Here is a 24,846-nt window from a genome sequence, read left to right as displayed (position 1 = left end):
AGCCGGACGCATACTGCAAAAAGCCTGGGACTTGGCGTTCCCAGGCTCGGTCATATGATTCAACTATGGAGGCACTGTGAAGGCATTGCAAGGCGTTGACGGACATGTGGCGTGGGTCGAGGCCGAGCGCCCGGCCTGCGATGCCGGGCAGGTGCGCATTCGCGTGGCCGCCGCCGGGCTGAATCGTGCCGACCTGCTGCAGCGGGCCGGACTGTACCCGCCGCCGCCCGGCGCCAGCCCCTATATGGGCCTGGAGTGCTCAGGGATCATCGAGGAGGTCGGAGCCGGCGCCGACTGGCGCGTGGGCGACCGGGTCTGCGCGCTGCTGGCCGGTGGCGGCATGGCCGAGGAAGTCGTGGTCGACGCCCGGCATGTGTTGCCGGTGCCTGAAGGCCTGAGCCTGCACGAGGCGGCGGCGGTGCCCGAGGTGTATGCCACGGCCTGGCTGAACATCTTCCAATTGGGCGCATTGAAAGCCGGTGAGAAGGTGCTGGTGCATGCCGGTGCCAGTGGCGTGGGTTCCGCGGCGATCCAGCTGTGCAAGGCGTTCGGCAACCCGGTGTGGGTCAGTGTCGGTTCGCCGGAGCGCCTGGCCTATTGTCAGGCCCTCGGGGCCGCGGGCGGCGTGGTGCGCAATGGCAACCTCGACGACCTGGAGCAGCTCGGGCCGTTCGACGTGATCCTCGACCCGGTGGGCGCCAGCTATGGCCCGCTCAACCTCAAGCTGTTGGCTCGTGACGGGCGCTGGGTGATCATCGGTCTGATGGGCGGGCGCAAGGTCGAACTGGACCTTGCGCTGGTGCTGGGCAAGCGCCTGGAAATTACCGGTTCGACCTTGCGCAATCGCGATGACGCGTTCAAGGCAGAGTTGTTGCGCGAGCTGCGCCAGCAGGTGTGGCCCCTGTTCGCCGAGGGGCGCCTGTCGCCACAGCTGGTCGACACCTACCCGGTGGCGTTCGCCGAGGCGGCCTATGCGGAACTGGCGAGCAACCAGGTGTCCGGCAAGCTGGTGCTGGTGATCGATCCGACACTCGTGTGATCTGGCGCATGGCCCTGTAGGAGCGGCCTTGTGCCGCGAAAGGGGTGCGAAGCACCCCCATCGATTGATGCGTTATCGCTGATATCCTGGGGCTGCGTCGCAGCCCTTTCGCGGCACAAGGCTGCTCCTACAGGGATCGCGCAGACTGCCTACGGCACCAGAATGGTGTCCCGGGCCTCGGGCAGCATCCCCGGGTAGTCCAGGGTGTAGTGCAGGCCCCGGCTTTCCTTGCGTTGCATCGCCGAGCGGATCATCAGCTCGGCCACCTGCGCCAGGTTGCGCAGCTCGATCAGGTCGCGGCTGACCTTGTAGTTGCTGTAGAACTCGTCGATCTCGTCCAGCAGCATGCGTACCCGGTGCTCGGCGCGTTGCAGGCGCTTGCTGGTGCGCACGATGCCTACATAGTCCCACATGAACCGCCGCAGCTCGTCCCAGTTGTGGGCGATGATCACGTCCTCGTCCGAGTCGGTCACCTGGCTTGCGTCCCAGCAGGGCAGGGCGCGGGGCATGGCCACCTGGTCCAGGCGCGCCTCGATGTCGGCGGCGGCGGCGCGGCCATAGACGAAGCATTCGAGCAGTGAATTGCTGGCCATGCGGTTGGCACCGTGCAGGCCGGTGAAACTGGTCTCGCCGATGGCGTACAGGCCGGGCACGTCGGTGTGGCCGTGCTCGTCGATCATCACCCCACCGCAGGTGTAGTGGGCCGCGGGCACCACCGGGATCGGCTGGCGGGTGATGTCGATGCCGAAGGTCAGGCAGCGTTCGTAGACCGTCGGGAAGTGGCTGGTGATGAAGTCGGCCGGTTTGTGGCTGATGTCCAGGTAGACGCAGTCCACGCCCAGGCGCTTCATCTCGTGGTCGATGGCGCGGGCGACGATGTCCCGTGGCGCCAGTTCCTCGCGCGGATCGAAGCGCGGCATGAAGCGCTCGCCGTTGGGCAGGCGCAGCAGGGCGCCCTCGCCGCGCAGGGCCTCGGTGATCAGGAAGCTCTTGGCCTGCGGGTGGTACAGGCAGGTCGGATGGAACTGGTTGAACTCCAGGTTCGCCACCCGGCAGCCGGCGCGCCAGGCCATGGCGATGCCGTCGCCGCAGGCGCCGTCGGGGTTGCTGGTATACAGGTAGACCTTGGCCGCGCCGCCGGTGGCCAGCACGGTGAAGCGTGCGCCGAAGGTGTCCACCTCACCGGAGTTGCGGTTCAGTACGTAGGCGCCCAGGCAGCGGTCGCCGTCCAGGCCAAGGCGGCGCTCGGTGATCAGGTCGACGGCCACGCGCTGTTCGAGCAGCTCGATGTTCGAACGTTGCCGGGCCTGTTCCAGCAAGGTGGTGAAGATCGCGGCGCCGGTGGCGTCGGCGGCATGGATGATGCGCCGGTGGCTGTGGCCGCCCTCGCGGGTCAGGTGGAATTCGAAGCCGCCGTCGTCGACGCTGTAGTGTTCATCACGGGTGAATGGCACGCCTTGCTCGATCAGCCACTGGATGGCCTCGCGGCTGTGCTCGACGGTGAAGCGCACGGCGTCCTCGTGGCACAGCCCGCCACCGGCGTTGAGGGTGTCCTCGACATGGGACTGCACGGTGTCGGTGTCGTCGAGTACCGCGGCGACGCCGCCCTGGGCCCAGAAGGTCGAGCCGTTGGCCAGGTCGCCCTTGCTCAGCACGGCGATGCGCAGGTGGCGCGGAAGGTTAAGTGCCAGGCTGAGACCGGCGGCACCGCTGCCGATCACCAGGACATCATGTTGGAATTGTTGGCTCATGTCGGGACACTAGTAATCTTTGGAAGGGGCACGGCACAATAGTCGAGCGCAGATGGCACTGTGAAACTATCGTGAAACCTGGCCGGGATGCCTTTATAGCAGCCCCGGGCGCCTGATTTCCAATGGCGCATATGGGGTGGTGGCGATCTTTTTAGGAACTTTCCGATACTCTTGGAAATCCTATGAAGGCTGCCCGTACGCCACAGATTGCCGCGGCGACGCAAGGAGGCAGCTCTATCTTGGGCTGACACCTGCGTAACGAAACCAGATTATCGACGCAGCCGGCCGTGACCGCGCTGCGTCTTTCGTGCGAGCCGACCAAGGGCCGCAGGAAACTTGCTTGGAGGGGAGAACTTTTGCGCAAAGCCCGAGTCTATGGTTGCAAGCCTGAACGATGGCTGTTGCAGCGCTCCTTCGAGATCACTGAGGAGTGTTCATGCTAACCCAGGAAGAGGATCAGCAGCTTGTCGAGCGCGTGCAGCGTGGCGACAGGCGAGCTTTCGATCTGTTGGTGCTGAAGTATCAGCACAAGATTCTCGGGTTGATCGTGCGTTTCGTACACGACACCCATGAGGCGCAGGACGTGGCGCAGGAAGCCTTCATCAAGGCATACCGGGCGCTTGGGAATTTTCGCGGTGACAGTGCTTTTTATACCTGGCTGTACCGCATCGCCATCAACACGGCGAAGAACTATCTGGTGTCCCGCGGCAGACGGCCACCAGACAGCGATGTGAGCTCCGAGGATGCGGAGTTTTACGACGGCGATCATGGTCTCAAGGATCTCGAGTCCCCAGAGCGCGCGTTGTTGCGGGATGAAATCGAAGGCACTGTCCATCGCACCATCCAGCAACTGCCGGAAGACCTGCGTACAGCATTGACGCTGCGCGAGTTCGATGGACTGAGTTACGAGGACATTGCCAGCGTCATGCAATGTCCGGTGGGTACCGTGCGCTCTCGAATCTTCCGCGCTCGGGAGGCCATAGACAAAGCCCTGCAACCCTTGTTGCAGGAAACCTGAGACAGCGGCGACAGCCAAGAGAGGAACCGCCATGAGTCGTGAAGCTTTGCAGGAATCGCTGTCCGCGGTGATGGATAACGAAGCGGACGAATTGGAACTGCGTCGCGTGCTGAATGCCGTCGACGATGCCGAAACCCGTGCCACCTGGTCGCGTTACCAGGTCGCCCGCGCAGCCATGCACAAGGAGCTTCTGCTGCCCAAGCTGGACATCGCCTCGGCGGTTTCCGCAGCGCTGGCTGACGAGGCCGTGCCGGCCAAGGTCAAGCAGGGCCCGTGGCGCAGCCTCGGCCGCCTGGCCGTGGCCGCTTCGGTGACCGTTGCCGTGCTGGCCGGCGTGCGTTTCTACAACCAGGACGAGATCACCGGTGCCGAACTGGCCGCCCAGCAGCCTGCCCAGCAGGGCCTGAGCATGCCACAGGCGCAAGGCCCAGCCGTATTGGCAGGCTATAGTGAAGGCAACGAGCAACCGACCGGGCCGATGGCCAACGGTGTGCTGCAGAACCAGGCCGGCTGGGATCAACGCCTGCCGGGCTACCTGCGCCAGCACGCCCAGGAGTCCGCGCTGAAGGGCAACGAGACCGCGCTGCCTTACGCCCGCGCCGCCAGCCTGGAAAACCGCTAAGTTAAGGAGGATCATGCGCGCGCTACCTCTCCTGTCGCTGCTGCTTGGCAGCAGCCTGACGGTGCAGGCCCTGGCCGCAAACTCATCGCCCGAGGCGAGCGAGTGGCTGAACAAGCTGGCACGGGCCGAGCAGCAGCAGAGTTACCAGGGATCCTTCGTCTACGAACGCAACGGCAGCTTCTCATCCCACGATATCTGGCATCGCGTCCAGGACGGCAAGGTCAGCGAGCGGCTGCTGCAGCTCGACGGCTCGGCCCAGGAAATCGTGCGGGTCGATGGCAAGGTGCAGTGCGTCAGCGGCAACCTGGTCAGCAGCGTGGGCACACCGCCGGACAGCGCTCCGCGGGTGCTTGATCCCCTGAAGCTCATGGGCTGGTACGACCTGAGCGTGGCAGGCAAGTCACGCGTCGCCGGGCGCGACGCGGTGATTGTCGCGCTCACCCCGCGTGACCAGCATCGCTATGCCTTCGAATTGCACCTGGACCGCCGCACCGGCTTGCCCCTGCGTTCGTTGATGCTCAACGACAAGGGCCAGTTGCTCGAGCGCTTCCAGATGACCCGCCTGGACACCGACGCTGTGCCAACCGACGCCGAACTGGCTGCCGGTGCCAGCTGCAAGCCAGTCGAACGTTCAGTGGCCGGCACAGCCGAAACCGTCGCCGGATGGCGTTCGGACTGGCTGCCGCCGGGGTTCGAGCTGGTCAATAGTTCGGTTCGCCGCGACCCTGAGCGCAAGAGCAACGTCAGTAGCCTCATGTATGACGACGGCCTGGCCCGTTTCTCGGTGTTCCTCGAGCCGATCGGCAACGAGGCCGGTGTCGATACCCGTGCCCAGCTCGGCCCCACCGTCGCGGTGTCGCGGCGCCTGAACACACCCAAGGGCAAGGTAATGGTCACCGTGGTCGGCGAGATCCCGCTGGGCACCGCCGAGCGTGTCGCCCTGTCGATGCGGGCCCAGGATGCCCAGGCGCGTCAATGACGGCGCGCCCTCTGACAGCTCTTGTTACACAGAGCTGACATGAAATTAAGGCATTGTCATTTGCAATCCTGCCGCAAATTTTCTATAGGTCAGGCTTCTCGGAGTCTGGCCTTTCCTGCGTCTGCGGGAACCTTACTGCTAACTACGCTCGTTGTGACGGGAGCCGTATGTCAATACCACGCTTGAAAACCTACCTATCGATGTTCGCCGCCGTGCTCATGCTCGGCCAGGTGCTCAGCGCCCAGGCCGAGGAGTCCCTGCCGGACTTCACCACCCTGGTCGAGCAGGCCTCGCCAGCGGTGGTCAACATCAGTACCAAGCAGAAACTGCCGGATCGCCGCGTCGCCGCCGGGCAGATGCCGGACCTCGAAGGCCTGCCGCCGATGTTCCGCGAGTTCTTCGAGCGCAATATGCCGCAGCAGCCGCGTTCGCCCCGTGGCGACCGCCAGCGCGAGGCGCAGTCGCTGGGTTCGGGCTTCATCATCTCCAGCGATGGCTATGTGCTGACCAACAACCACGTGGTGGCCGACGCCGACGAGATCATCGTCCGTCTGTCCGACCGCAGCGAACTGCAGGCCAAGCTGGTAGGCACCGACCCGCGCACCGATGTGGCCCTGCTCAAGGTCGAAGGCAAGAACCTGCCGACCGTCAAGCTGGGCGACTCGGAGAAGCTCAAGGTTGGTGAGTGGGTGCTGGCCATCGGCTCGCCGTTCGGCTTCGACCATTCGGTGACCAAAGGTATCGTCAGCGCCAAGGGCCGTACGCTGCCCAACGACACCTATGTGCCGTTCATCCAGACCGACGTGGCCATCAACCCGGGTAACTCCGGTGGCCCGCTGTTCAACATGAAAGGTGAGGTGGTGGGGATCAACTCGCAGATCTTCACCCGTTCCGGCGGCTTCATGGGCCTGTCGTTCGCCATCCCGATCGATGTGGCGATCGATGTGTCGAACCAGCTGAAGAAAGACGGCAAGGTCAGCCGCGGCTGGCTGGGCGTGGTGATCCAGGAGGTCAACAAGGACCTGGCCGAATCCTTCGGCCTGGACAAGCCGGCCGGCGCCCTGGTGGCCCAGGTCCTGGAAAACGGCCCGGCAGCCAAGGGCGGCCTGCAGGTGGGTGACGTGATCCTGAGCATGAATGGCCAGCCGATCGTCATGTCCGCCGACCTGCCGCACCTGGTTGGTAGCCTCAAGGACGGCGAGAAGGCCAAGCTGGAGATCATCCGCAACGGCAAGCGCCAGAACCTGGATGTCACCATCGGCGCATTGCCCGAGGATGACGCCGACATCGGCCTGGGCGCGGGTGCCGATGGCAGCGCCGAGCGCAGCAGCAACCGCCTCGGTGTGTCCGTGTCCGACCTGACCGCCGAGCAGAAGAAGTCGCTGGAACTCAAGGGCGGTGTGGTCATCAAGGAAGTCCAGGATGGTCCGGCGGCCATGATCGGCCTGCGTCCGGGTGATGTCATCAGCCACCTGAACAACCAGGCCATCGCCTCGGCCAAGCAGTTCACCGAGATCGCCAAGGAGCTGCCGAAGAACCGTTCGGTGTCCATGCGCGTGCTGCGTCAAGGGCGTGCGAGCTTCATCACCTTCAAGCTGGCTGAGTAAGCGGGTTGAACGGTAGGGAAAGGGCAGCTTCGGCTGCCTTTTTTCATGAGCAGCAGGCTTGATGGTCCTGCGTGGGAGCGGGCTTGCCCCGCGATGTGGCTCGATCAGGCAACATTTTCAGCTGATCGGACGCCATCGCGGGGCAAGCCCGCTCCCACGCTAACCGATAGGCAGGTGACAAGGGTTCTCCCATATCCCTCCGGCTTGAGGTACAATTCCCGGCTATTTTTCGGCGGGCGTCCGGCTCGCAGCCTTTTCGAGTGTTGACCCGTGAGTGATTTGAGTCATATCCGCAATTTCTCCATCATCGCCCACATCGACCATGGCAAGTCGACGCTGGCCGACCGTTTCATCCAGATGTGCGGTGGCCTGACTGCGCGCGAAATGGAAGCTCAGGTTCTCGACTCCATGGATCTCGAGCGCGAGCGCGGTATCACCATCAAAGCCCACAGCGTCACGCTGCACTACAAGGCTCAGGATGGTAAGACCTACCAGCTGAACTTCATCGATACCCCCGGCCACGTCGACTTCACCTATGAAGTCTCGCGCTCGCTGGCGGCGTGCGAGGGTGCGCTGCTGGTGGTCGATGCCGGTCAAGGTGTCGAGGCCCAGTCCGTGGCCAACTGCTACACCGCCATCGAGCAGGGCCTGGAAGTCATGCCCGTGCTGAACAAGATGGACCTGCCCCAGGCCGACCCGGACCGCGTCAAGGACGAGATCGAGAAGATCATCGGCATCGACGCCACCGACGCCGTGGCCTGCAGCGCCAAGAGCGGCATGGGCGTCGACGAGGTACTCGAGCGCCTGGTGCAGACCATCCCCGCGCCGGAAGGCGAGATCGATGCGCCGCTGCAGGCACTGATCATCGACTCCTGGTTCGACAACTACCTGGGCGTGGTCTCGCTGGTGCGCGTGCGCCAGGGCCGCGTCAAGAAAGGCGACAAGATCCTGGTCAAGTCCACCGGCAAGGTGCACCTGGTCGACAGCGTCGGCGTGTTCACGCCCAAGCACACCCAGACCGCCGACCTGAAAGCCGGTGAAGTGGGCTTCATCATCGCCAGCATCAAGGACATTCACGGCGCGCCGGTCGGTGACACCCTGACCCTGTCCAGCACCCCTGAAGTCGAAGTGCTGCCAGGCTTCAAGAAGATCCAGCCGCAGGTCTACGCCGGCCTGTTCCCGGTCAGCTCCGACGACTTCGAGGATTTCCGCGACGCCCTGCAGAAGCTCACGCTGAACGACTCGTCGCTGCAGTACATGCCGGAAAGCTCCGACGCCCTGGGCTTCGGCTTCCGTTGCGGCTTCCTCGGCATGCTGCACATGGAGATCATCCAGGAGCGCCTGGAGCGCGAATACGACCTGGACCTGATCACCACCGCGCCAAGCGTGATCTACGAGCTCGAACTCAAGACCGGCGAGACCATCACCGTCGACAACCCGTCGAAGCTGCCGGACGTCTCGGCGGTCAACGACTTCCGCGAGCCAATCGTCACCGCGACCATCCTGGTACCCCAGGAGCACCTGGGCAACGTCATCACCCTGTGCATCGAGAAGCGTGGCGTGCAGCGCGACATGCAGTTCCTCGGCAGCCAGGTGCAGGTGCGCTACGACCTGCCGATGAACGAAGTGGTGCTGGACTTCTTCGACCGCCTGAAGTCCACCAGCCGCGGCTACGCCTCGCTGGACTACCATTTCGACCGCTACCAGTCGGCCAACCTGGTCAAGCTGGACGTGCTGATCAACGGCGACAAGGTCGATGCCCTGGCCCTGATCGTGCACCGCGACAACGCCGCCTACAAAGGCCGTGCGTTGACCGAAAAGATGAAGGAACTGATCCCTCGGCAGATGTTCGATGTGGCGATCCAGGCAGCCATTGGCGGCCAGATCATCGCGCGGACAACCGTCAAGGCGCTCAGAAAGAACGTACTGGCCAAGTGCTACGGCGGTGACGTCAGCCGTAAGAAAAAGCTGCTGGAGAAGCAGAAGGCCGGTAAGAAACGCATGAAGCAGGTGGGTAACGTGGAGATTCCACAGGAAGCCTTCCTTGCCGTGCTCAGGTTGGATAGCTAGGTCCTATGTCGCTAAATTTCCCGCTGTTGCTCGTCATCGCCGTCGCCGTCTGCGGTCTGCTGGGTCTGATCGACCTGCTGTTCCTGGCCCCGCGCCGGCGGGCGGCGATCGCCAACTACCAGGGCAGCGTCAGCCAGCCCGAAATGGCCGTGGTCGAACGCCTGAACAAGGAGCCCTTGCTGGTTGAATACGGCAAGTCGTTCTTCCCGGTGCTGTTCATCGTGCTGGTGCTGCGTTCGTTCCTGGTCGAGCCGTTCCAGATCCCGTCGGGGTCGATGAAGCCGACGCTGGAAGTGGGCGACTTCATCCTGGTGAACAAGTTCTCCTACGGCATTCGCCTGCCGGTGATCGACAAGAAGGTCATCGAGGTGGGCGATCCGCAACGCGGGGATGTGATGGTGTTCCGCTACCCAAGCGACCCCAACGTCAACTACATCAAGCGTGTGGTCGGCCTGCCGGGCGACGTGGTGCGCTACACCAGCGACAAGCGACTGTTCGTCAACGGCCAGTCGATCGCCGAGCAACTGGTCGGTAGCGAGCCGGGTACCCTGGGCAGCGCCGAGCTGTACAAGGAAAAACTCGGTGAAGCCGAGCACCTGATCCGCAAGGAAATGACCCGCTACCGCATGCCGCCGGACCAGCAATGGACCGTGCCGGCCGGTCATTACTTCATGATGGGCGACAACCGCGACAACTCCAACGACAGCCGCTTCTGGGATGACCCGAACATTCCCAAGGAGCTGCACGGCATGGTTCCGGACCACAATATCGTCGGCAAGGCGTTCGCGGTCTGGATGAGCTGGCCCGAGCCAAAGCTCAGCCACTTCCCGAACCTGTCGCGGGTCGGGCTGATCCATTGAGTAACGACGGCGCTGTCCACGGACAGCGCCGATTGCATTTCTGACATAGGCTGTGTTCTCAGGGAGCGAGAGCTTTCGCCGTTTCCGGCGACAGACCGCAGTCAAACCGTCTTTCAGGATGTTGATTTGAACAACGCGTTGAACATTGCACGGGTGGCCCCATGAGCGCTTCCCTGGCCCGCCTGGAGCGCAAGCTCGGCTACACCTTCAAGAACCAGGACCAGATGCTGCTGGCCCTGACCCATCGCAGCTACGCCGGGCGCAATAACGAGCGCCTGGAGTTCCTCGGCGATGCCATCCTCAACTTCGTGGTCGGCGAGGCGCTGTTCGAGCGCTTCCCGCAGGCCCGCGAAGGCCAGCTGTCGCGCCTGCGTGCCCGCCTGGTCAAGGGCGAGACCCTGGCCCGCCTGGCCCGTGGCTTCGACCTGGGCGAGTACCTGCGCCTGGGCTCGGGCGAACTCAAGAGCGGGGGCTTTCGTCGCGAGTCGATCCTCGCCGACGCCCTCGAGGCCCTGATCGGAGCCATCTACCAGGACGCCGACATGCAGACCGCCCGCGAGCGTATCCTGGCCTGGCTGACCGATGAATTCGACGGGCTGACCCTGGTCGACACCAACAAGGACCCCAAGACCCGCCTGCAGGAGTTCCTGCAGTCGCGTGCCTGCGAGCTGCCACGTTACGAAGTGGTGGACATCCAGGGCGAACCGCACTGCCGGACCTTCTTCGTCGAATGCGAAGTGGTCCTGCTGAACAAGAAAAGCCGCGGCCAGGGCGTGAGCCGGCGTATCGCCGAGCAGGTCGCCGCCGCCGCCGCATTGATCGCCCTGGGCGTGGAGAATGGCAATGACTGAGAACACTTCGACCCGCTGCGGCTACGTGGCCATTGTCGGTCGCCCGAACGTGGGCAAGTCCACGCTGCTCAACCATATCCTCGGGCAGAAGCTGGCAATCACCTCGCGCAAGCCGCAGACCACCCGTCACAACATGCTCGGCATCAAGACCGAGGGTGACGTGCAGGCGATCTATGTCGACACCCCTGGCATGCACAAGGCCAACGACAAGGCGCTGAACCGCTACATGAACCGCAACGCCTCGGCGGCCCTCAAGGACGTCGACGTGGTGATCTTCGTGGTCGACCGTACCAAGTGGACCGACGAGGACCAGCTTGTGCTGGAGAGGGTGCAGTACGTCACCGGCCCTCTGATCATTGCGGTCAACAAGACCGACCGCATGGAAGAGAAGGCCGAGCTGATCCCGCATCTGCAATGGCTGCAGGAGCAACTGCCGAACGCCGAAGTGATGCCGATCTCCGCGCAGCAGGGGCACAACCTCGAAGCGCTGGAAGCCCAGATCGCCAAGCACCTGCCGGAAAACGAGCACTTCTTCCCGGAAGACCAGATCACCGACCGCAGCAGCCGCTTCCTCGCCGCCGAACTGGTGCGCGAGAAGATCATGCGCCAGCTCGGTGCGGAGCTTCCGTACCAGATCACCGTGGAAATCGAGGAATTCAAGCAGCAGGGTCATGTGCTGCACATCCATGCGCTGATCCTGGTCGAGCGTGACGGGCAGAAGAAGATCATCATTGGCGACAAGGGCGAGCGTATCAAACGCATCGGTTCCGAGGCGCGCAAGGACATGGAAGTGCTGTTCGACTCCAAGGTCATGCTCAACCTCTGGGTGAAGGTCAAGGGTGGCTGGTCCGACGACGAGCGCGCCTTGCGTTCGCTGGGTTACGGCGACCTGTAAGCCTCAAACCCTGCTTTTGCTCCTGTGGGAGCGGGCTTGACCCGCGATGGCGATCGCGGGGCAAGCCCGCTCCCACAAGCATTTCTGGTATCGAGAGAGCCGAATGGACCAACCCACCCCCCAACCCGCCTACGTGCTGCACAGTCGCGCCTACAAGGAAACCAGTGCGCTGGTGGACTTCCTCACCCCCCAGGGGCGGGTGCGGGCGGTGCTGCGCCGGGCGCGGGGCAAGGGTGGCAGCCTGGTGCGGCCGTTCGTGCCGCTGGAAGTCGAACTGCGCGGGCGCGGCGAACTGAAGAACGTCGGTCGCCTGGACAGCATTGGCATCGCGGCCTGGCTGCACGGTGACGCGCTGTTCAGCGGGCTCTACCTCAACGAGCTGTTGATGCGCCTGCTGCCCGCCGAGGCGCCGCACCCGGCGTTGTTCGAGCACTACACCCTGACCTTGCAGGCCCTGGCCGCCGGACGTCCGCTGGAGCCGCTGCTGCGCTCCTTCGAATGGCGCCTGCTGGACGAACTGGGTTATGCCTTCGCTTTGGACCATGACGTCAACGACAGCGTCGTTGTCGCCGAGGGGCTGTATCGCCTGCAGGTGGACGCTGGCCTGGAGCGGGTCGAGCTGTTCCAGCCTGGGCTGTTCAAGGGCAGCGAGTTGCTGGCCCTGGCCCAGGCCGACTGGGACGCGCCCGGCGCCTTGCTCGCCGCCAAGCGCCTGATGCGCCAGGCCCTGGCGGTTCACCTGGGGCCCAGGCCGCTGGTCAGCCGGGAACTGTTTCGCAAGCGCTGAGCACGACGTATGCTGTGGGGCTCAATCTTCAGGAGAGCCCCTTCGTGACTCACAGCAACCGCATGCTTCTCGGCGTCAACATCGACCACGTGGCGACCCTGCGCCAGGCCCGGGGCACCCGCTATCCGGATCCGGTCAAGGCCGCCCTGGACGCCGAGGAAGCGGGTGCCGACGGCATCACCGTGCACCTGCGCGAAGACCGCCGGCATATCCAGGAGCGCGACGTGCTGCTGCTCAAGGATGTGCTGCAGACCCGCATGAACTTCGAGATGGGCGTCACCGAAGAGATGATGGCCTTCGCCGAGAAGATCCGCCCGGCGCATATCTGCCTGGTACCGGAAACCCGCCAGGAACTGACCACCGAAGGCGGCCTCGATGTGGCCGGCCAGGAGGCACGGATCAAGGCGGCGGTCGAGCGCCTGTCGCGCACCGGCGCTGAAGTATCGCTGTTCATCGATGCCGACGAGCGGCAGATCGAGGCCTCACGTCGCGTCGGCGCACCGGCCATCGAACTGCACACGGGGCGCTACGCTGACGCCGAGACGCCGACCGAGGTGGCCGAGGAGCTCAAGCGTATTGTCGATGGCGTGGCATTTGGTGTTGGCCAGGGGCTGATCGTCAACGCCGGCCATGGCTTGCACTACCACAACGTCGAGGCCGTGGCCGCGATCAAGGGCATCAACGAACTGAACATCGGCCATGCGCTGGTGGCCCATGCGCTGTTCGTCGGCTTCAAGGCGGCGGTAGCAGAGATGAAGGCACTGATCGTCGCCGCTTCGCGCTGACCAGCGCTCTTCAGTACCGGCCCTTTCGCGGGTGAACCCGCTCCCACAGGTAATGGGCAAGCCCAAGGGCTGTTGAGATCCCTGTGGGAGCGGGTTTACCCGCGAAGAGGCCGGCGCTGGCGGTGGATCACTCGGCCTGGAAGACCAGGGTGAAGCGAGTCGGGCCCGCTGGTTGGCTTTGAACCTCCACTCGCCCCCCATGCAGCTGCATGATCGACTTGACGATCGCCAGCCCCAACCCCGTCCCGCCTTCCAATCGCGAACGCCCGGCCCCGGCCCTGTAGAACCGCTCGAACAGGTGTGGCAAGTATGTCTCGCCAATCCCCGGCCCGCGATTTTCCACCCACACGCCGATCTGGTCGCCGATTCGCTCGATGCCCACGGCCACTGGCTGACCTTCAGGGCCATGGCGAATCGCATTGCTGAGCAGGTTCGACAGCGCCCGCTGGAACATCAGCTTGTCCGCCATCGCGGTACCCCAGCCTTGCAGGTGCAGGGAGATGCCCTTGAGTTCGGCGCTGAAGGTGAACAGCTCGCTCACCCGCGCCACTTCGTCCGCCAGCGCCACGGGAACCAGGGCCACCTGGGTCTGTGGCTGGCTGACCTGGGCCAGGAACAGCATGTCGTTGATGATGCGGTTGAGCCGAGTCAGCTCCTCTACGCTGTCCTCCAGGGCTTCGCGGTACTTGTCGCCGTCACGCCCGCGGGCCAGGGTCACCTGGGCCTTGCCCATCAGGTTGCCGATGGGCGTGCGCAGTTCGTGGGCCAGATCATCGGAGAACTGCGACAGCTGGCGCACGCCCTGGTCGAGCCGGTCGAGCATGACGTTGATAGCGCGGGCCAGGTCGGCCAGTTCGACGGGCAGGCCCTCGTCCGGCAGGCGATGCGCCAGGTCCTGGGTCGAGACTTGCCCGGCGATCCGGCGAAAATGCCGCAGCGGACGCAGGCCACGCTGCACCAGCTTCCACGCGGCGATGCCGATCAGCACCAGCAGCAGCGGCAGGGCCAGCAGGGTCGAGTTCAGGTAGGCCTGCAACAGGCTGTTGTCGTCGCTGCGGTTGAGCGACATCAGCACCTTGACCGGGGTGTCGTCGCGCAGGCGCATCAGACGGCTGGCCGTGAGGATCTGATTACCATCATCGTCGCGCCAGGTATGGAAGGTCAGCTGGTTGTCGGCCTCCTGGTTCAACAGGTGCTGCGACTGCAGCGCCGGCCCCAGGCTGAGCAGGGCGGGGTGGCGGCCGTTGACGGCCAGCACGCTGAGGCTGAGGTTGTCGTGGCCCATGACCAGGTCGAGCAGGGGGTGGGCGCGGGCGCCGAGGTCGTCGCTGCGCAGATCGACGCGCAGGTTGTGTTCGACCTGCTGCATCTTGCGCGCCAGGTCCTTGCGCGCCCGGCTGTCCAGCTCATGATCGAGGGCGAATACCGCCAGGCACGCCAGCAGCAAGACCAGCGCCGCCCCCAGCAAGGTGACGGTCAGGCCCAGGCGCAGCGACAGGCTGGGGCGCTTCACGTCCGCGCCTCGAGCACGTAGCCGACGCCGCGCAGGGTGTGGATCAGCTTGTCCTCGAACGGGTCGTCGATCTTTGCCCGCAAGCGGCGGATCGACACTTCCACCACGTTGGTGTCGCAATCGAAGTTCATGTCCCACACCAGCGAGATGATCTGTGTACGCGACAGCACCTCGCCGCTCTGGCGCATCAGCAGGTGCAGCAGGGCGAACTCCTTGGCGGTCAGGTCGATGCGCTGGCCGCCGCGCCAGGCGCGGTGGCGGCCGGGGTCAAGCTCAAGGTCGGCGACTTTCAGCGTGCTCGGCTGCAGGTGCTGGTCGTTGCGTCGCAACAGGCTGCGGATACGCGCCAGCAGTTCGGGAAACTCGAAGGGCTTGAGCAGGTAGTCGTCGGCGCCCAGGTCCAGCCCCTTGACCCGGTCGGCCAGACGGCCATGGGCGGTGAGCATCATGATTCGCGTCGAAGACTCGGCGCGCAGGCGCTGCAGCACGCCCCAGCCATCGAGCCCGGGCAGGTTGACGTCGAGGATTACCAGGTCGTACGCCTGCTGGCGGGCCAGGTGCAGGCCGTCGGTGCCGGTGTGGGCGCAGTCGACCACGTAGCCGTTCTCGCGCAGGCCCTGTTGCAGGTAGTCGGCGGTGCGGGGTTCGTCCTCGATGATCAGTAGGCGCATGGTCGGGCTCTGTGTGGAAAGGGGGCGATTCTCGACCCTGTAGTGACATCAGGGTCAAGCGGCGAGGATGTTACTGGATGCGAATGGGCAAGCGGCGGGAATAACGGATTTGTAATACGCGGGTCATGTGCCTGACAGGGCCGTCGCCATCATGGGGCAAGCCCACTCCGAGAAAGCCAGCAGGATCCCGTGGGAACGGGCTTGCCCCGCGATGCGGCTCTCTTGCAAGACTGTAATGTCCGCCTCACCTTGGCGTTAGCTGCCGCTTGCGATGATGGCCCTGTCGAAACGGTTATCACGAGGCAAGCACGATGAACCTGACCAAGTACCTGCTGCTGGCGATTCTCGCCCTGGGCAGCACCAGCGTTTTCGCCGAAGGCGGCGCGGAGCGTTCGAAGCAATTCTGGCAAGCGTTCCGCGACGACCAGGCGCGCCTGTACGGCGACAAGCAGCAGGCGCTGGCCGAGCGCGAGCGCAAGGCCGAGGAAAAGGCCCGCGAACTGGCCGAGGACTGAGTACCACACACCTGCGCCGCGACAGCTCCTCGCCGCTGGTGAACCTGGGCGCCCGAATGGGCGCCTTTTTTATTTGCGTGCCAGCAATGTGGCGCGGCGCGGGGCCGGCAGGCCCTCGACGGTCTTGCCGTGGTCGTTCGGGTCGAGGAAGTCGCCCAGCGACTGGTAGCGCATCCACTCGGTGCTGCGCTGCTCCTCGACGCTGGTGACACTGACATCGACGCAGCGCACATCACTGAAGCCGGCGCGGCGCAACCAGAGCTCCAGGGCCGGCACCGACGGCAGGAACCAGACGTTGCGCATCTGCGCGTAGCGGTCCTCGGGTACCAGCACCTGGTTTTCGTCACCCTCGATCACCAGGGTTTCCAGCACCAGTTCACCGCCCTTGACCAGGCAGTCCTTGAGCGCCAGCAGGTGCTCGATGGGCGAGCGGCGGTGGTAGAACACGCCCATGGAGAACACGGTGTCGAAGCCTTCGAGGTTGGCCGGCAGCTCTTCGAGGGCGAATGGCAGGTGCCAGGCCGGCAGTTCAGGCAGGTACTGCTGCACGGCCTGGAACTGGCAGAAGAACAGCCAGTTGGGGTCTACGCCGATGACCATGTCGGCGCCGGCGCCGAGCATGCGCCATTGGTAATAGCCATTGCCGCAGCCCACGTCGAGCACGCGCTTGCCCTTGAGGTCCAGATGCGGGCCGACCCGCGACCATTTCCAGTCCGAGCGCCACTCGGTATCGACATGCACGCCGAACAGGTCGAACGGGCCCTTGCGCCAGGGTGACAGGCCCATCAGGGCCTGACGCATCTGCGCGCGGGTGGCGTCGTCGCAGGCGCAGTCCAGGCGCAGGCCGTCGACCAGGTCGATTTCGCTGGGGGTCAGCTGCGGTAGTGCCTCGAGGGCGCCGCGCCAGCGGTCGAGGTCGCCGTGGCCCTTTTCCAGCTTGGCTTCGAGTTGCGCCTGCAAGCCCTGGGACCAGGTGGCAAGGGGCGTGCCCGCCAGGCGGCGGACAAGGGGAGACAGATCGATCATGGCAGGGCTATCAGCGAGGCGAAGTTGAGGCATTGGAACCAGGGCACGACCTTGGAGAAGCCGGCGGCGCGCAGGCGCTGCTCATGGGTTTCCAGGGTGTCGGGCTTCATCACGTTCTCGATGGCGCTGCGTTTCTGGGCGATTTCCAGTTCGCTGTAGCCATTGGCACGCTTGAAGTCCAGGTGCAGTTCGTTGAGCAGGTCCTGATCCTGCGCGTCGGTGAAGCGCAGTTTTTCCGAGAGGATCAGCGCACCGCCCGGCAACAGGGCCTGGCGGATGCGGCCCAGAAGCTCCAGGCGCTGCTCGGGGACGACGAACTGCAGGGTGAAGTTCATCGCCACCACCGAGGCGGGCTCGAAGGGCAGGGCGAGGATGTCGGCCTCCAGCACCTGCACCGGCAGCAACTCCTGGAACATCGAGTCCTGGGCGGTGAGGTACTGGCGGCAGCGCTCGACCATGGCCGCGGAATTGTCTACCGCGATGACCCGGCAGCCGTCCGTGCGCACATGGCGACGCAGCGCCTGGGTCACCGCGCCCAGCGAGGCGCCGAGGTCATACAGCGCGGAGTTCGGCTGGGCGAAGCGCGCGGCCAGCACGCCGAGGTTCTCGACAATGGTCGGGTAACCGGGCACCGAGCGCTTGATCATGTCCGGGAACACCTGCACCACGTCTTCGTTGAAGACGAAGTCGGGCACCTGCTCCAGGGGTTGGGCGAAAAGGCGGTCGGGTTGTTTGCTCACGGGTGGGTCCAGGCAGCTGGCAATCTACAGGGGCGGCATTCTAGCCAAACCACGGCAAGCTTGCATGACTCACTGACCGGCGCCGTCCGCTCACTTCACCCGGATGGCGCAATCGAAGGTCTGCACCGGCCGCACTTCGGGGGCCCAGGGCTGCTGGTAGACCAGGATCAGGTGGCCCTCACCTGCGGCCTTGGCCTGGAAGCGCCAGGAAGAAAGCCCACCGCTGCCGACGATGCCGGCCTGTTCCGGGGAGCTGTACACCTCGGGGCCGAGGCTGCGCAGGATCTCCGGAGCCGGGTTCTGCAGCAGCCAGCGGTAGCCGGTGGTGGGGTTGCTGGGCAGGGTGAGCGTCATGGTCTGGCCGACGACCAGGCGCGTGGGGCATTCGCTTTCGCCGTCCAGTTCGACGGTGCGTTGCGGTTGCTGGGCGCAGGCGGTGAGCAGGGCCAGGCCCAGGGGAACGAGCAGACGAGGGGCGGACATGGTGGCTCCTGAGGCTGAAGTTGCCTGAGGATAACCGAAGCAGATGGAAGTTTGTGATGGCAGTGTTGGCGTCTCATTGCCATGCACGAGCCCTGTAGGAGCGGCCTTGCGTCGCGAAAGGGGTGCGAAGCACCCCCAGGGTCTCTGGCCTACTTTGAAATAGCCGGGGCCGCTGTGCGGCCCTATCGCGACACAAGGCCGCTCCTACAGTGGCCCGGCTGGGCGTTCAGAACAGCACTTTCGCCACGTCGGCAAAGCGCTTGGCGAAATGCACGGTCAAGCCGTCCTTCAGGTACTCCGGCAACTCCTCGAAATCGCCGCGGTTGGCCTCCGGCAGGATCAGTTCGAAGATCTTCTGCCGGCGCGCCGCGATCACCTTCTCGCGCACCCCGCCGATCGGCAGTACCTGGCCGGTCAGGGTCAGTTCGCCGGTCATCGCCACGCCTTTCTTCGGCGCCTGGTCCCGGGCCAGCGACAGCAGGGCGCTGGCCATGGTCACGCCGGCGCTGGGGCCATCCTTGGGCGTCGCGCCTTCAGGGACATGCAGGTGGATGAAGGCCTCGTCGAAATAGCCGGGCGTGCCGCCGAACTGCTTGAGGTTCGAGCTGACATAGCTGTAGGCGATTTCCGCCGATTCCTTCATCACATCACCCAGCTTGCCGGTGAGCTTGAGGCCGCGGCCGAGGGTGTGGATGCGCGTGGCCTCGATCGGCAGGGTGGCGCCGCCCATGCTGGTCCAGGCAAGACCTGTGATCACGCCCTTGCCGGCCAGTACCTGCTCGCTGCGAAACACCGGCATGCCCAGGGCGGGCTCGAGGTCCTTGGTGCCGATCTTGAGCTTGGCCTGCGGATCCTCCAGCAGCTTGACCACCGACTTGCGCACCAGCTTGCCCAGCTGTTTCTCCAGCTGGCGCACACCGGCTTCGCGGGCATAACCTTCGATCACCGCGCGCAGCGCGGCGTCGTTGATGCTCAGGCTGGCCTTGGCCACGCCGGCCTTGTCCAGCTGCTTGGGCCACAGGTGGCGCTTGGCGATGGCGAGCTTTTCCTCGGTGATGTAGCCGGACAGGCGGATCACTTCCATGCGGTCGAGCAACGGGCCGGGGATCGAGTCGAGGGTGTTGGCGGTGCAGACGAACAGCACCTTGGACAGGTCCAGGCGCAGGTCCAGGTAATGGTCGAGGAAGTCGACGTTCTGCTCGGGGTCGAGGGTCTCCAGCAGTGCCGAGGCCGGGTCGCCCTGGTAGCTCTGGCCCATCTTGTCGATCTCGTCGAGCATGATCACCGGGTTCATCACCTCGACTTCCTTCAGCGCCTGCACCAGCTTGCCCGGCTGTGCGCCGATGTAGGTGCGGCGGTGGCCCTTGATCTCGGCCTCGTCGCGCATGCCGCCGACACTGAAGCGGTAGAACGGCCGGCCCAGGGATTCGGCGATGGACTTGCCGATGCTGGTCTTGCCCACGCCCGGCGGACCCACCAGCAGCACGATGGAGCCACTGATCTCACCTTTCCAGGCGCCCACGGCGAGGAACTCGAGGATGCGCTCCTTGATGTCGTCCAGGCCCGCGTGGTGACGGTCGAGTACCTTGCGCGCGTGCTTGAGGTCGAGCTTGTCCTTGCCGTACACGCCCCAAGGCAGGGCCGTGGCCCATTCCAGGTAGTTGCGGGTGACGGCGTACTCCGGCGAGCCGGTTTCGAGGATGGCCAGCTTGCCCATCTCCTCGTCGATGCGTTTTTTCGCCTGGTCAGGCAGGGTCTTGCCCTCCAGGCGCTGCTGGAACTGCTCCAGGTCGGCGCTGCGGTCGTCCTTGGTCAGGCCCAGCTCCTGCTGGATGACCTTGAGCTGTTCCTTGAGGAAGAACTCGCGCTGGTGCTCGCCGATCTGCCGGTTTACCTCGGCGGATATCTCGTTCTGCAGCCGGGCCACCTCGACTTCCTTGCGCAGCATCGGCAGGACCTTTTCCATGCGCTTGAGCATGGGCACGCAGTCGAGCACTTCCTGCAGCTGGTTGCCGGTGGCCGAGGTGAGGGCGGCGGCGAAGTCGGTCAGCGGTGACGGGTCGTTGGGGCTGAAGCGGTTGAGGTAGTTCTTCAGCTCTTCGCTGTACAGTGGGTTGAGCGGCAGCAGTTCCTTGATCGCGTTGATCAGGGCCATGCCGTAGGCCTTGACCTCGTCGGTGGGTTCCGCCGGCTGGCGTGGGTAGTCGACTTCCACCAGGTAGGGCGGACGATGGTGCTTGAGCCAGGTGCGGATGCGCACCCGGGTCAGGCCCTGGGCGACGAACTGCAGCTTGCCACCTTCGCGGCTGGCGTGGTGCACCTTCACCAGGGTGCCGTACTCGGGCAGGGCCTTGGTGTCGAAGTGGCGGTGGTCTTCCGGCGGGGTGTCCATGAAGAACAGCGCCAGGGAGTGGTGCGGGGTCTTGGCGACCAGGTCGAGGGTTTCGGCCCAGGGTTCTTCGTTGACGATCACCGGCAGCACTTGCGCGGGGAAGAACGGGCGGTTGTGGATCGGGATTACGTAGACCTTGTCCGGCAGCTGCTGGCCGGGCAGGGCGAGGTGGTGGCCGGGGGCGGCCGAGGGATCGAGGTGTTCGACTTCGCTGTGTTCGTCGGGATGTTCCGGGAAATCCTGCTGGTCGCTCATGGGGCACCTGCGTGAATGGCTATGGTGCTTAGATGGGGCAGGGGAGGATGGGTTTCAATGGTAGACGAACGGGGTGAAACCATCGCGGGGCAAGTCGGGGCGCCGAACCGCCGCTCCCACGAGCCCCATACAGGCTGCGTGGGAGCGGCGGTTCGGCGCCTCGACTTGCCCCGCGATGAGGCTTACTCGGCCAGTTTGTAAGCGATGATGTAATCACCCATGCGGGTGCCCAGCGAGCCATGGCCGCCGGCGGTCACCAGCACGTACTGCTTGCCGTCCTTGCCGGTGTAGGTCATCGGCGTGGCCTGGCCGCCTGCCGGCAGGCGGCCCTTCCACAGCTCCTGGCCGTTCTTCACGTCATAGGCGCGCAGGTACTGGTCCAGGGTGCCGCTGAGGAAGCCCACGCCACCGGCGGTGACAATCGAGCCACCCATGCTCGGCACGCCCACCGGCATGCCGATCGGCACCGGGGTGCTGTCGCGGGTGGTGCCGTTCTTGTGCTTCCACACTACCTTGTTGGTGAACAGGTCGATGGCCGCCACATAGCCCCAGGCTGGCGCCTGGCACGGGATACCGAGCGGCGACATGAACGGGTGCATGGTCACCGCGTACGGCGCGCCGGCGTTCGGCTGCACGCCGCTGGTCTCGCTTTCGCGCTTGCTGCCTTCGGCCACCTGCTCGCGCGGGATCATCTTCGACACGAAGGCCATGTAGTTCGGCGAGGTGAAGAGGATCTGGCGCACCGGGTCGACCGACACGCTGCCCCAGTTGAACACGCCGACGTTGCCCGGGTAGACCAGGCTGCCCTGCTCGGACGGCGGGGTGTACTGGCCTTCGTAGCGCAGGCTGCGGAACTGGATGCGGCAGAGCATCTGGTCGAACGGCGTGGCGCCCCACATGGCCTGTTCGGTCAGCTCGGGGCCGAGCAGGTTGAGGTCGGAGCGGGCCTGGGTCGGCGCGGTGTGGTCGCCTTTCACGGCGCCCTGCGGTACCGGGATCTCGCGAATCGGCACGATCGGCGTGCCGTCGCGGCGGTCGAGCACGTACAGGCTGCCTTGCTTGGTCGGCACGATGACCGCCGGCTTGACGCCGTCATCGGTCTTCAGGTGAACCAGGGTCGGCTGGCTGCCGACGTCCATGTCCCACAGGTCGTGGTGGGTGAACTGGTAGTTCCAGCGCGCCTTGCCGGTGGCCAGGTCCAGGGCGACGATGCCGGCGCTGTACTTCTCCGCGCCCGGGGTACGGTCGGCGCCCCACTGGTCGGGGGTCTGGTTGCCCAGCGGCAGGTAGATCATGCCGAGGTCTTCATCGACGCTGGCGATCGACCACATGTTGGCCGAGTTGCGGCTGTAGAACTTGCCGTCGGCCAGGGGCTTGGTGTCGTCCGGGTTGTTGCTGTCCCAGTTCCACACCAGGTGGCCGTCGTGCACGTCGTAGGCGCGGATCACGCCGGACGGCTCGTTGGTCGATTCGTTGTCGGTGACGTGGCCACCGATGATCACCAGGCTGCGGGTGATCGCCGCCGGCGAGGTGGAGTAGTAGCCACCGGCGGTGAACGGGCCGATACCGCGGGTCAGGTCGATCACGCCCTGGTTGGCGAAGCCTTCGCAGACCTTGCCGGTGTCGGCGTTGATGGCGATCAGGCGGGCGTCGGCGGTGGGCAGGTAAAGACGGCGCGGGCAGGCCTGGGCCACGGCCTGGCCTGCGTCGGTGATCTTCGGCGCGGGGCTGCCGTCACGGCTGACGTAGCTGTTCTCGTCATAGTACGAGACGCCGCGGCAGGTCATGTGGGCGAAGCCCTTGAAGGTGCCGGTGGGGCTCTTGACCTGTGGGTCGTAGCGCCAGATCTCGGCGCCGGTGTCCGGGTCCAGGGCCAGCAGGCGGCTGTGGGCGGTGCAGGCATAGAGCATGCCGTTGACCTTCAGCGGGGTGTTCTGGTTGGTCAGCTCCACTGGGTCGTTTTCAGTCGGCAGGTCGCCGGTGCGGATGCGCCAGGCCTCTTCCAGGCGGTAGGCGTTCTGCGGGGTGATCTGGCGCAGCGGCGAGTAGCGGTCGCCGTGCTCGGTGCGGCCGTAGGCCTGCCATTCACCGTCCGGCATGGCCGGGGCGGCGCTGCCCATCTCGCTGTTGTCGCGGGTGAACTCGCCACGGATCTCGCCCGGGTGGGTGAACTGGCTGGCCACGGCGGTGGCGCCGGAGGCGACCACGGCGACGCTGAGCAGGGCGGTGTTGACCTTCGACGCCGGGCCGACCAGCGGGCGGCGCGCCCACGGCAGCAGCAGGACCACGCCGATGGCGAACCAGATGGCCAGGCGTGGCACCAGCTGCCACCAGTCCAGGCCGACTTCCAGCAGCGCCCAGGCGGTGCTGCCCAGCAGCACCAGGCCATACAGGCCCAGGGCGATACGGCGCTTGGCCAGCAGCAGGATGCCGGACAGGGCGAAGCCGATACCGGCAATCAGGTAGTAAAGCGAGCCACCCAACTGGCTCAGCTTGATGCCGCCGGCCAGCAGGGCCAGGCCCATCAGCAGCAGCAATACGCCCATCAGGCGCGGTAGCCAGCGGGTTCCATTCTTGGCACCGTCAGTGCTCATCGTCTGTTCTCCGTAGTGTGAAAGGGTCGGGTTAGAAACTGCTCTGGATCTTCAGGCCACCGATCAGGGCGTCGTCGACCCGCGACACCCCGCCCGGATGGCGGATGTACTGCAGGTTCGGACGCACGGTGAGCCAGTCGGCCAGGTGGATGCCGTAATAGAGTTCGGCGCTGTACTCGGTGTCCTGCACGGGCAGGAAGCCGGGGTTGTCGTAGTCGTCCAGGCCGTTGGCCTGGTTGATGAGGCGGGCGTTCTTGCGGTAGCCGGGATTGACGTGCACGCGGGCCAGGGCGAAACCGATGTCGTCCTTGGCGCGGGCATCGAAGGGCCCCTTGTAAACCACACCTGCCTGCACATAGTTGTCGATGGCATTGGTCTTCTTGTCGTGCACCGTGGCATTGGCGAACAGGCTCAGGCCACGCGACTGGTCCGAGGCCAGCGCGGTCACCTGCTGCTGGGCGCCCAGCCACAGGCCATGCTTGCTCGAGCTGCTGCGGTAGGCGGCGCCGCTGATGGCGGCTGGCGCGCCGTTGCTGTCCTTGAGTACATCCTGTGCCTTGGCATTACTGTAGTAGTAGCCGGCGCGATATTCCCCTTTCAGGCCATTGACCCGTGGGCTCCAGACCAGTTCGATCGGCATCACCGCGCCCTGGGTGCCGCTGCCGCTGAGCTTGAAGCCGTTGCCGCTCTCGAGGTTGGAGGGGTTCTGCTCGAACACGCCGACCTGGGCGTAGAGTTCGTCGTTCAGGTTGTAGCGCACGCGCAGGGCCCACTGGCTGACCGGCCAGTTGTACCAGATGCCACCGACCCAGTTGCCCACTTGCGAGCCGCAGAAGGCCAGGTTCTGGAAGGCGCAGGGGAAGCTGTTGAAGTCCTCGCCTTCGCCGAAGCGGCCGAATTTCACATCCAGCGCGCCATCGAAGTATTTCTGCTTGATCCACATCTGCGTCAGTCGCCAGGTCTCGCCACGGCCCCAGACTTCCTGGGCCGAGGTGAAACCGCCGACGCGCGGGTCGTTGATGCGGTCGTTGCTGATGTTGTCGCCGTGGCGTTCGGTGACGGTCAGCTGGAACTCGGTGTCGTGCCAGCCGAGGATCTTCTGCAGGTCCATGTTCACGCCGAAGGTGAACTGGTCGCTGTAGCGTGCCGCGCGGTCATGGCTGTAGCCGCCGTGCAGGTTGCTGCCCATCTCGCCGGTGTAGCCGAGGGTGAAGTCGTAGCCTTTCTCCAGCAGCTCGCTGCGGGTCCCGCCCCAGTCGCCGAGCATCCACGGCGAGTCCTTGGCGAACATCTCGCTGGCGCTGGTGGTGGGGGACAGGGCGCCGAGCAGGGTGGCGAGGGCGAGGCCGGAGTAGCGGGTATTGGGCAGCTGGAGCATGAGATAGCGCTATCT

At 65.1% G+C, this 24,846-nt stretch carries 21 protein-coding genes; 12 read left to right on the top strand and 9 right to left on the bottom strand.

Annotation, left to right across the window (positions count from 1 at the left end):
• Positions 1-76 precede the first annotated feature (76 nt).
• A complete protein-coding gene (locus tag VUG52_RS21490) occupies positions 77-1,039 on the top strand; it encodes an NAD(P)H-quinone oxidoreductase (RefSeq protein WP_050703983.1) in 963 nt (320 codons plus the stop codon).
• A 149-nt stretch (positions 1,040-1,188) separates the two neighbouring features.
• Here VUG52_RS21490 and nadB read toward each other — a convergent pair whose 3' ends face one another.
• Complete coding sequence (gene nadB / locus VUG52_RS21485; RefSeq protein WP_050703984.1) at positions 1,189-2,790, bottom strand: L-aspartate oxidase; 1,602 nt, start codon at positions 2,788-2,790, stop codon at positions 1,189-1,191.
• 436 nt (positions 2,791-3,226) lie between these two features.
• On the opposite strand from nadB, the gene rpoE reads away from it, so the two are divergent.
• The 10 genes from rpoE to pdxJ all read left to right on the top strand — a co-directional run bounded on the left by rpoE (position 3,227) and on the right by pdxJ (position 13,264).
• On the top strand, positions 3,227-3,808 hold the full coding sequence (gene rpoE, locus VUG52_RS21480) for an RNA polymerase sigma factor RpoE (protein WP_010220971.1): 582 nt from the start codon (positions 3,227-3,229) through the stop codon (positions 3,806-3,808).
• A gap of 31 nt (positions 3,809-3,839) precedes the next feature.
• On the top strand, positions 3,840-4,430 hold the full coding sequence (locus tag VUG52_RS21475) for a sigma-E factor negative regulatory protein (protein ID WP_050703985.1): 591 nt from the start codon (positions 3,840-3,842) through the stop codon (positions 4,428-4,430).
• Between the two features lie 13 nt (positions 4,431-4,443).
• On the top strand, positions 4,444-5,409 hold the full coding sequence (locus tag VUG52_RS21470; RefSeq protein ID WP_050703986.1) for a MucB/RseB C-terminal domain-containing protein: 966 nt from the start codon (positions 4,444-4,446) through the stop codon (positions 5,407-5,409).
• Positions 5,410-5,609: 200 nt separating this feature from the next.
• Positions 5,610-7,016, top strand: coding sequence for a DegQ family serine endoprotease (locus tag VUG52_RS21465; RefSeq protein ID WP_371263124.1), 1,407 nt, complete (start codon positions 5,610-5,612; stop codon positions 7,014-7,016).
• A 270-nt stretch (positions 7,017-7,286) separates the two neighbouring features.
• Positions 7,287-9,086 carry a translation elongation factor 4 gene (lepA, locus tag VUG52_RS21460; protein ID WP_050703987.1) on the top strand — a complete coding sequence of 600 codons (1,800 nt, stop codon included), beginning with the start codon at positions 7,287-7,289 and terminating at the stop codon, positions 9,084-9,086.
• A gap of 5 nt (positions 9,087-9,091) precedes the next feature.
• The gene (gene lepB, locus VUG52_RS21455) at positions 9,092-9,946 is read left to right on the top strand and encodes a signal peptidase I (RefSeq protein ID WP_028690124.1); all 855 of its coding nucleotides are present in this window, start codon (positions 9,092-9,094) and stop codon (positions 9,944-9,946) included.
• 161 nt (positions 9,947-10,107) lie between these two features.
• Complete coding sequence (gene rnc, locus VUG52_RS21450) at positions 10,108-10,797, top strand: ribonuclease III (RefSeq protein WP_028690123.1); 690 nt, start codon at positions 10,108-10,110, stop codon at positions 10,795-10,797.
• Entirely contained in the window at positions 10,790-11,692 is a 903-nt protein-coding gene (gene era, locus VUG52_RS21445) for a GTPase Era (RefSeq protein WP_028690122.1), read from the top strand. Before rnc ends, era begins: the two co-directional genes overlap by 8 nt.
• 103 nt (positions 11,693-11,795) lie before the next feature.
• Positions 11,796-12,479 (top strand): DNA repair protein RecO, encoded by a 684-nt coding sequence (gene recO, locus VUG52_RS21440; protein ID WP_050703988.1) that lies wholly within the window; start codon positions 11,796-11,798, stop codon positions 12,477-12,479.
• A gap of 62 nt (positions 12,480-12,541) precedes the next feature.
• A complete protein-coding gene (pdxJ, locus tag VUG52_RS21435) occupies positions 12,542-13,264 on the top strand; it encodes a pyridoxine 5'-phosphate synthase (RefSeq protein WP_189656959.1) in 723 nt (240 codons plus the stop codon).
• Between the two features lie 127 nt (positions 13,265-13,391).
• Here pdxJ and VUG52_RS21430 read toward each other — a convergent pair whose 3' ends face one another.
• A complete protein-coding gene (locus VUG52_RS21430) occupies positions 13,392-14,777 on the bottom strand; it encodes a heavy metal sensor histidine kinase (RefSeq protein ID WP_050703989.1) in 1,386 nt (461 codons plus the stop codon).
• The gene (locus VUG52_RS21425) at positions 14,774-15,448 is read right to left on the bottom strand and encodes a heavy metal response regulator transcription factor (RefSeq protein ID WP_050703990.1); all 675 of its coding nucleotides are present in this window, start codon (positions 15,446-15,448) and stop codon (positions 14,774-14,776) included. The genes VUG52_RS21430 and VUG52_RS21425 overlap by 4 nt, the downstream gene beginning before the upstream one ends.
• A gap of 311 nt (positions 15,449-15,759) precedes the next feature.
• On the opposite strand from VUG52_RS21425, the gene VUG52_RS21420 reads away from it, so the two are divergent.
• The gene (locus VUG52_RS21420) at positions 15,760-15,963 is read left to right on the top strand and encodes a hypothetical protein (RefSeq protein ID WP_050703991.1); all 204 of its coding nucleotides are present in this window, start codon (positions 15,760-15,762) and stop codon (positions 15,961-15,963) included.
• Positions 15,964-16,032: 69 nt separating this feature from the next.
• Here the strand turns inward: VUG52_RS21420 and cmoB are convergent, their stop codons facing one another.
• The 6 genes from cmoB to VUG52_RS21390 all read right to left on the bottom strand — a co-directional run bounded on the left by cmoB (position 16,033) and on the right by VUG52_RS21390 (position 24,831).
• Positions 16,033-16,989, bottom strand: a complete 957-nt coding sequence (gene cmoB / locus VUG52_RS21415) for a tRNA 5-methoxyuridine(34)/uridine 5-oxyacetic acid(34) synthase CmoB (RefSeq protein WP_331832054.1) — start codon at positions 16,987-16,989, stop codon at positions 16,033-16,035.
• Complete coding sequence (gene cmoA, locus VUG52_RS21410) at positions 16,986-17,729, bottom strand: carboxy-S-adenosyl-L-methionine synthase CmoA (protein WP_331832053.1); 744 nt, start codon at positions 17,727-17,729, stop codon at positions 16,986-16,988. Before cmoA ends, cmoB begins: the two co-directional genes overlap by 4 nt.
• A gap of 90 nt (positions 17,730-17,819) precedes the next feature.
• Complete coding sequence (locus VUG52_RS21405; protein ID WP_050703994.1) at positions 17,820-18,212, bottom strand: protease inhibitor I42 family protein; 393 nt, start codon at positions 18,210-18,212, stop codon at positions 17,820-17,822.
• A gap of 226 nt (positions 18,213-18,438) precedes the next feature.
• The gene (gene lon, locus VUG52_RS21400; RefSeq protein ID WP_050703995.1) at positions 18,439-20,859 is read right to left on the bottom strand and encodes an endopeptidase La; all 2,421 of its coding nucleotides are present in this window, start codon (positions 20,857-20,859) and stop codon (positions 18,439-18,441) included.
• Positions 20,860-21,041: 182 nt separating this feature from the next.
• Positions 21,042-23,453, bottom strand: coding sequence for a glucose/quinate/shikimate family membrane-bound PQQ-dependent dehydrogenase (locus tag VUG52_RS21395; protein WP_050703998.1), 2,412 nt, complete (start codon positions 23,451-23,453; stop codon positions 21,042-21,044).
• Positions 23,454-23,484: 31 nt separating this feature from the next.
• Positions 23,485-24,831, bottom strand: coding sequence for a carbohydrate porin (locus tag VUG52_RS21390; protein WP_331832052.1), 1,347 nt, complete (start codon positions 24,829-24,831; stop codon positions 23,485-23,487).
• Positions 24,832-24,846 lie beyond the last annotated feature (15 nt).

The sequence above is a fragment of the Pseudomonas sp. LH21 genome (assembly GCF_036549575.1).
Lineage (GTDB): Bacteria > Pseudomonadota > Gammaproteobacteria > Pseudomonadales > Pseudomonadaceae > Aquipseudomonas > Aquipseudomonas peradeniyensis.
Note: the sequence above shows the minus strand (reverse complement) of the source record. Positions and strands in the feature narration are given on the sequence as shown.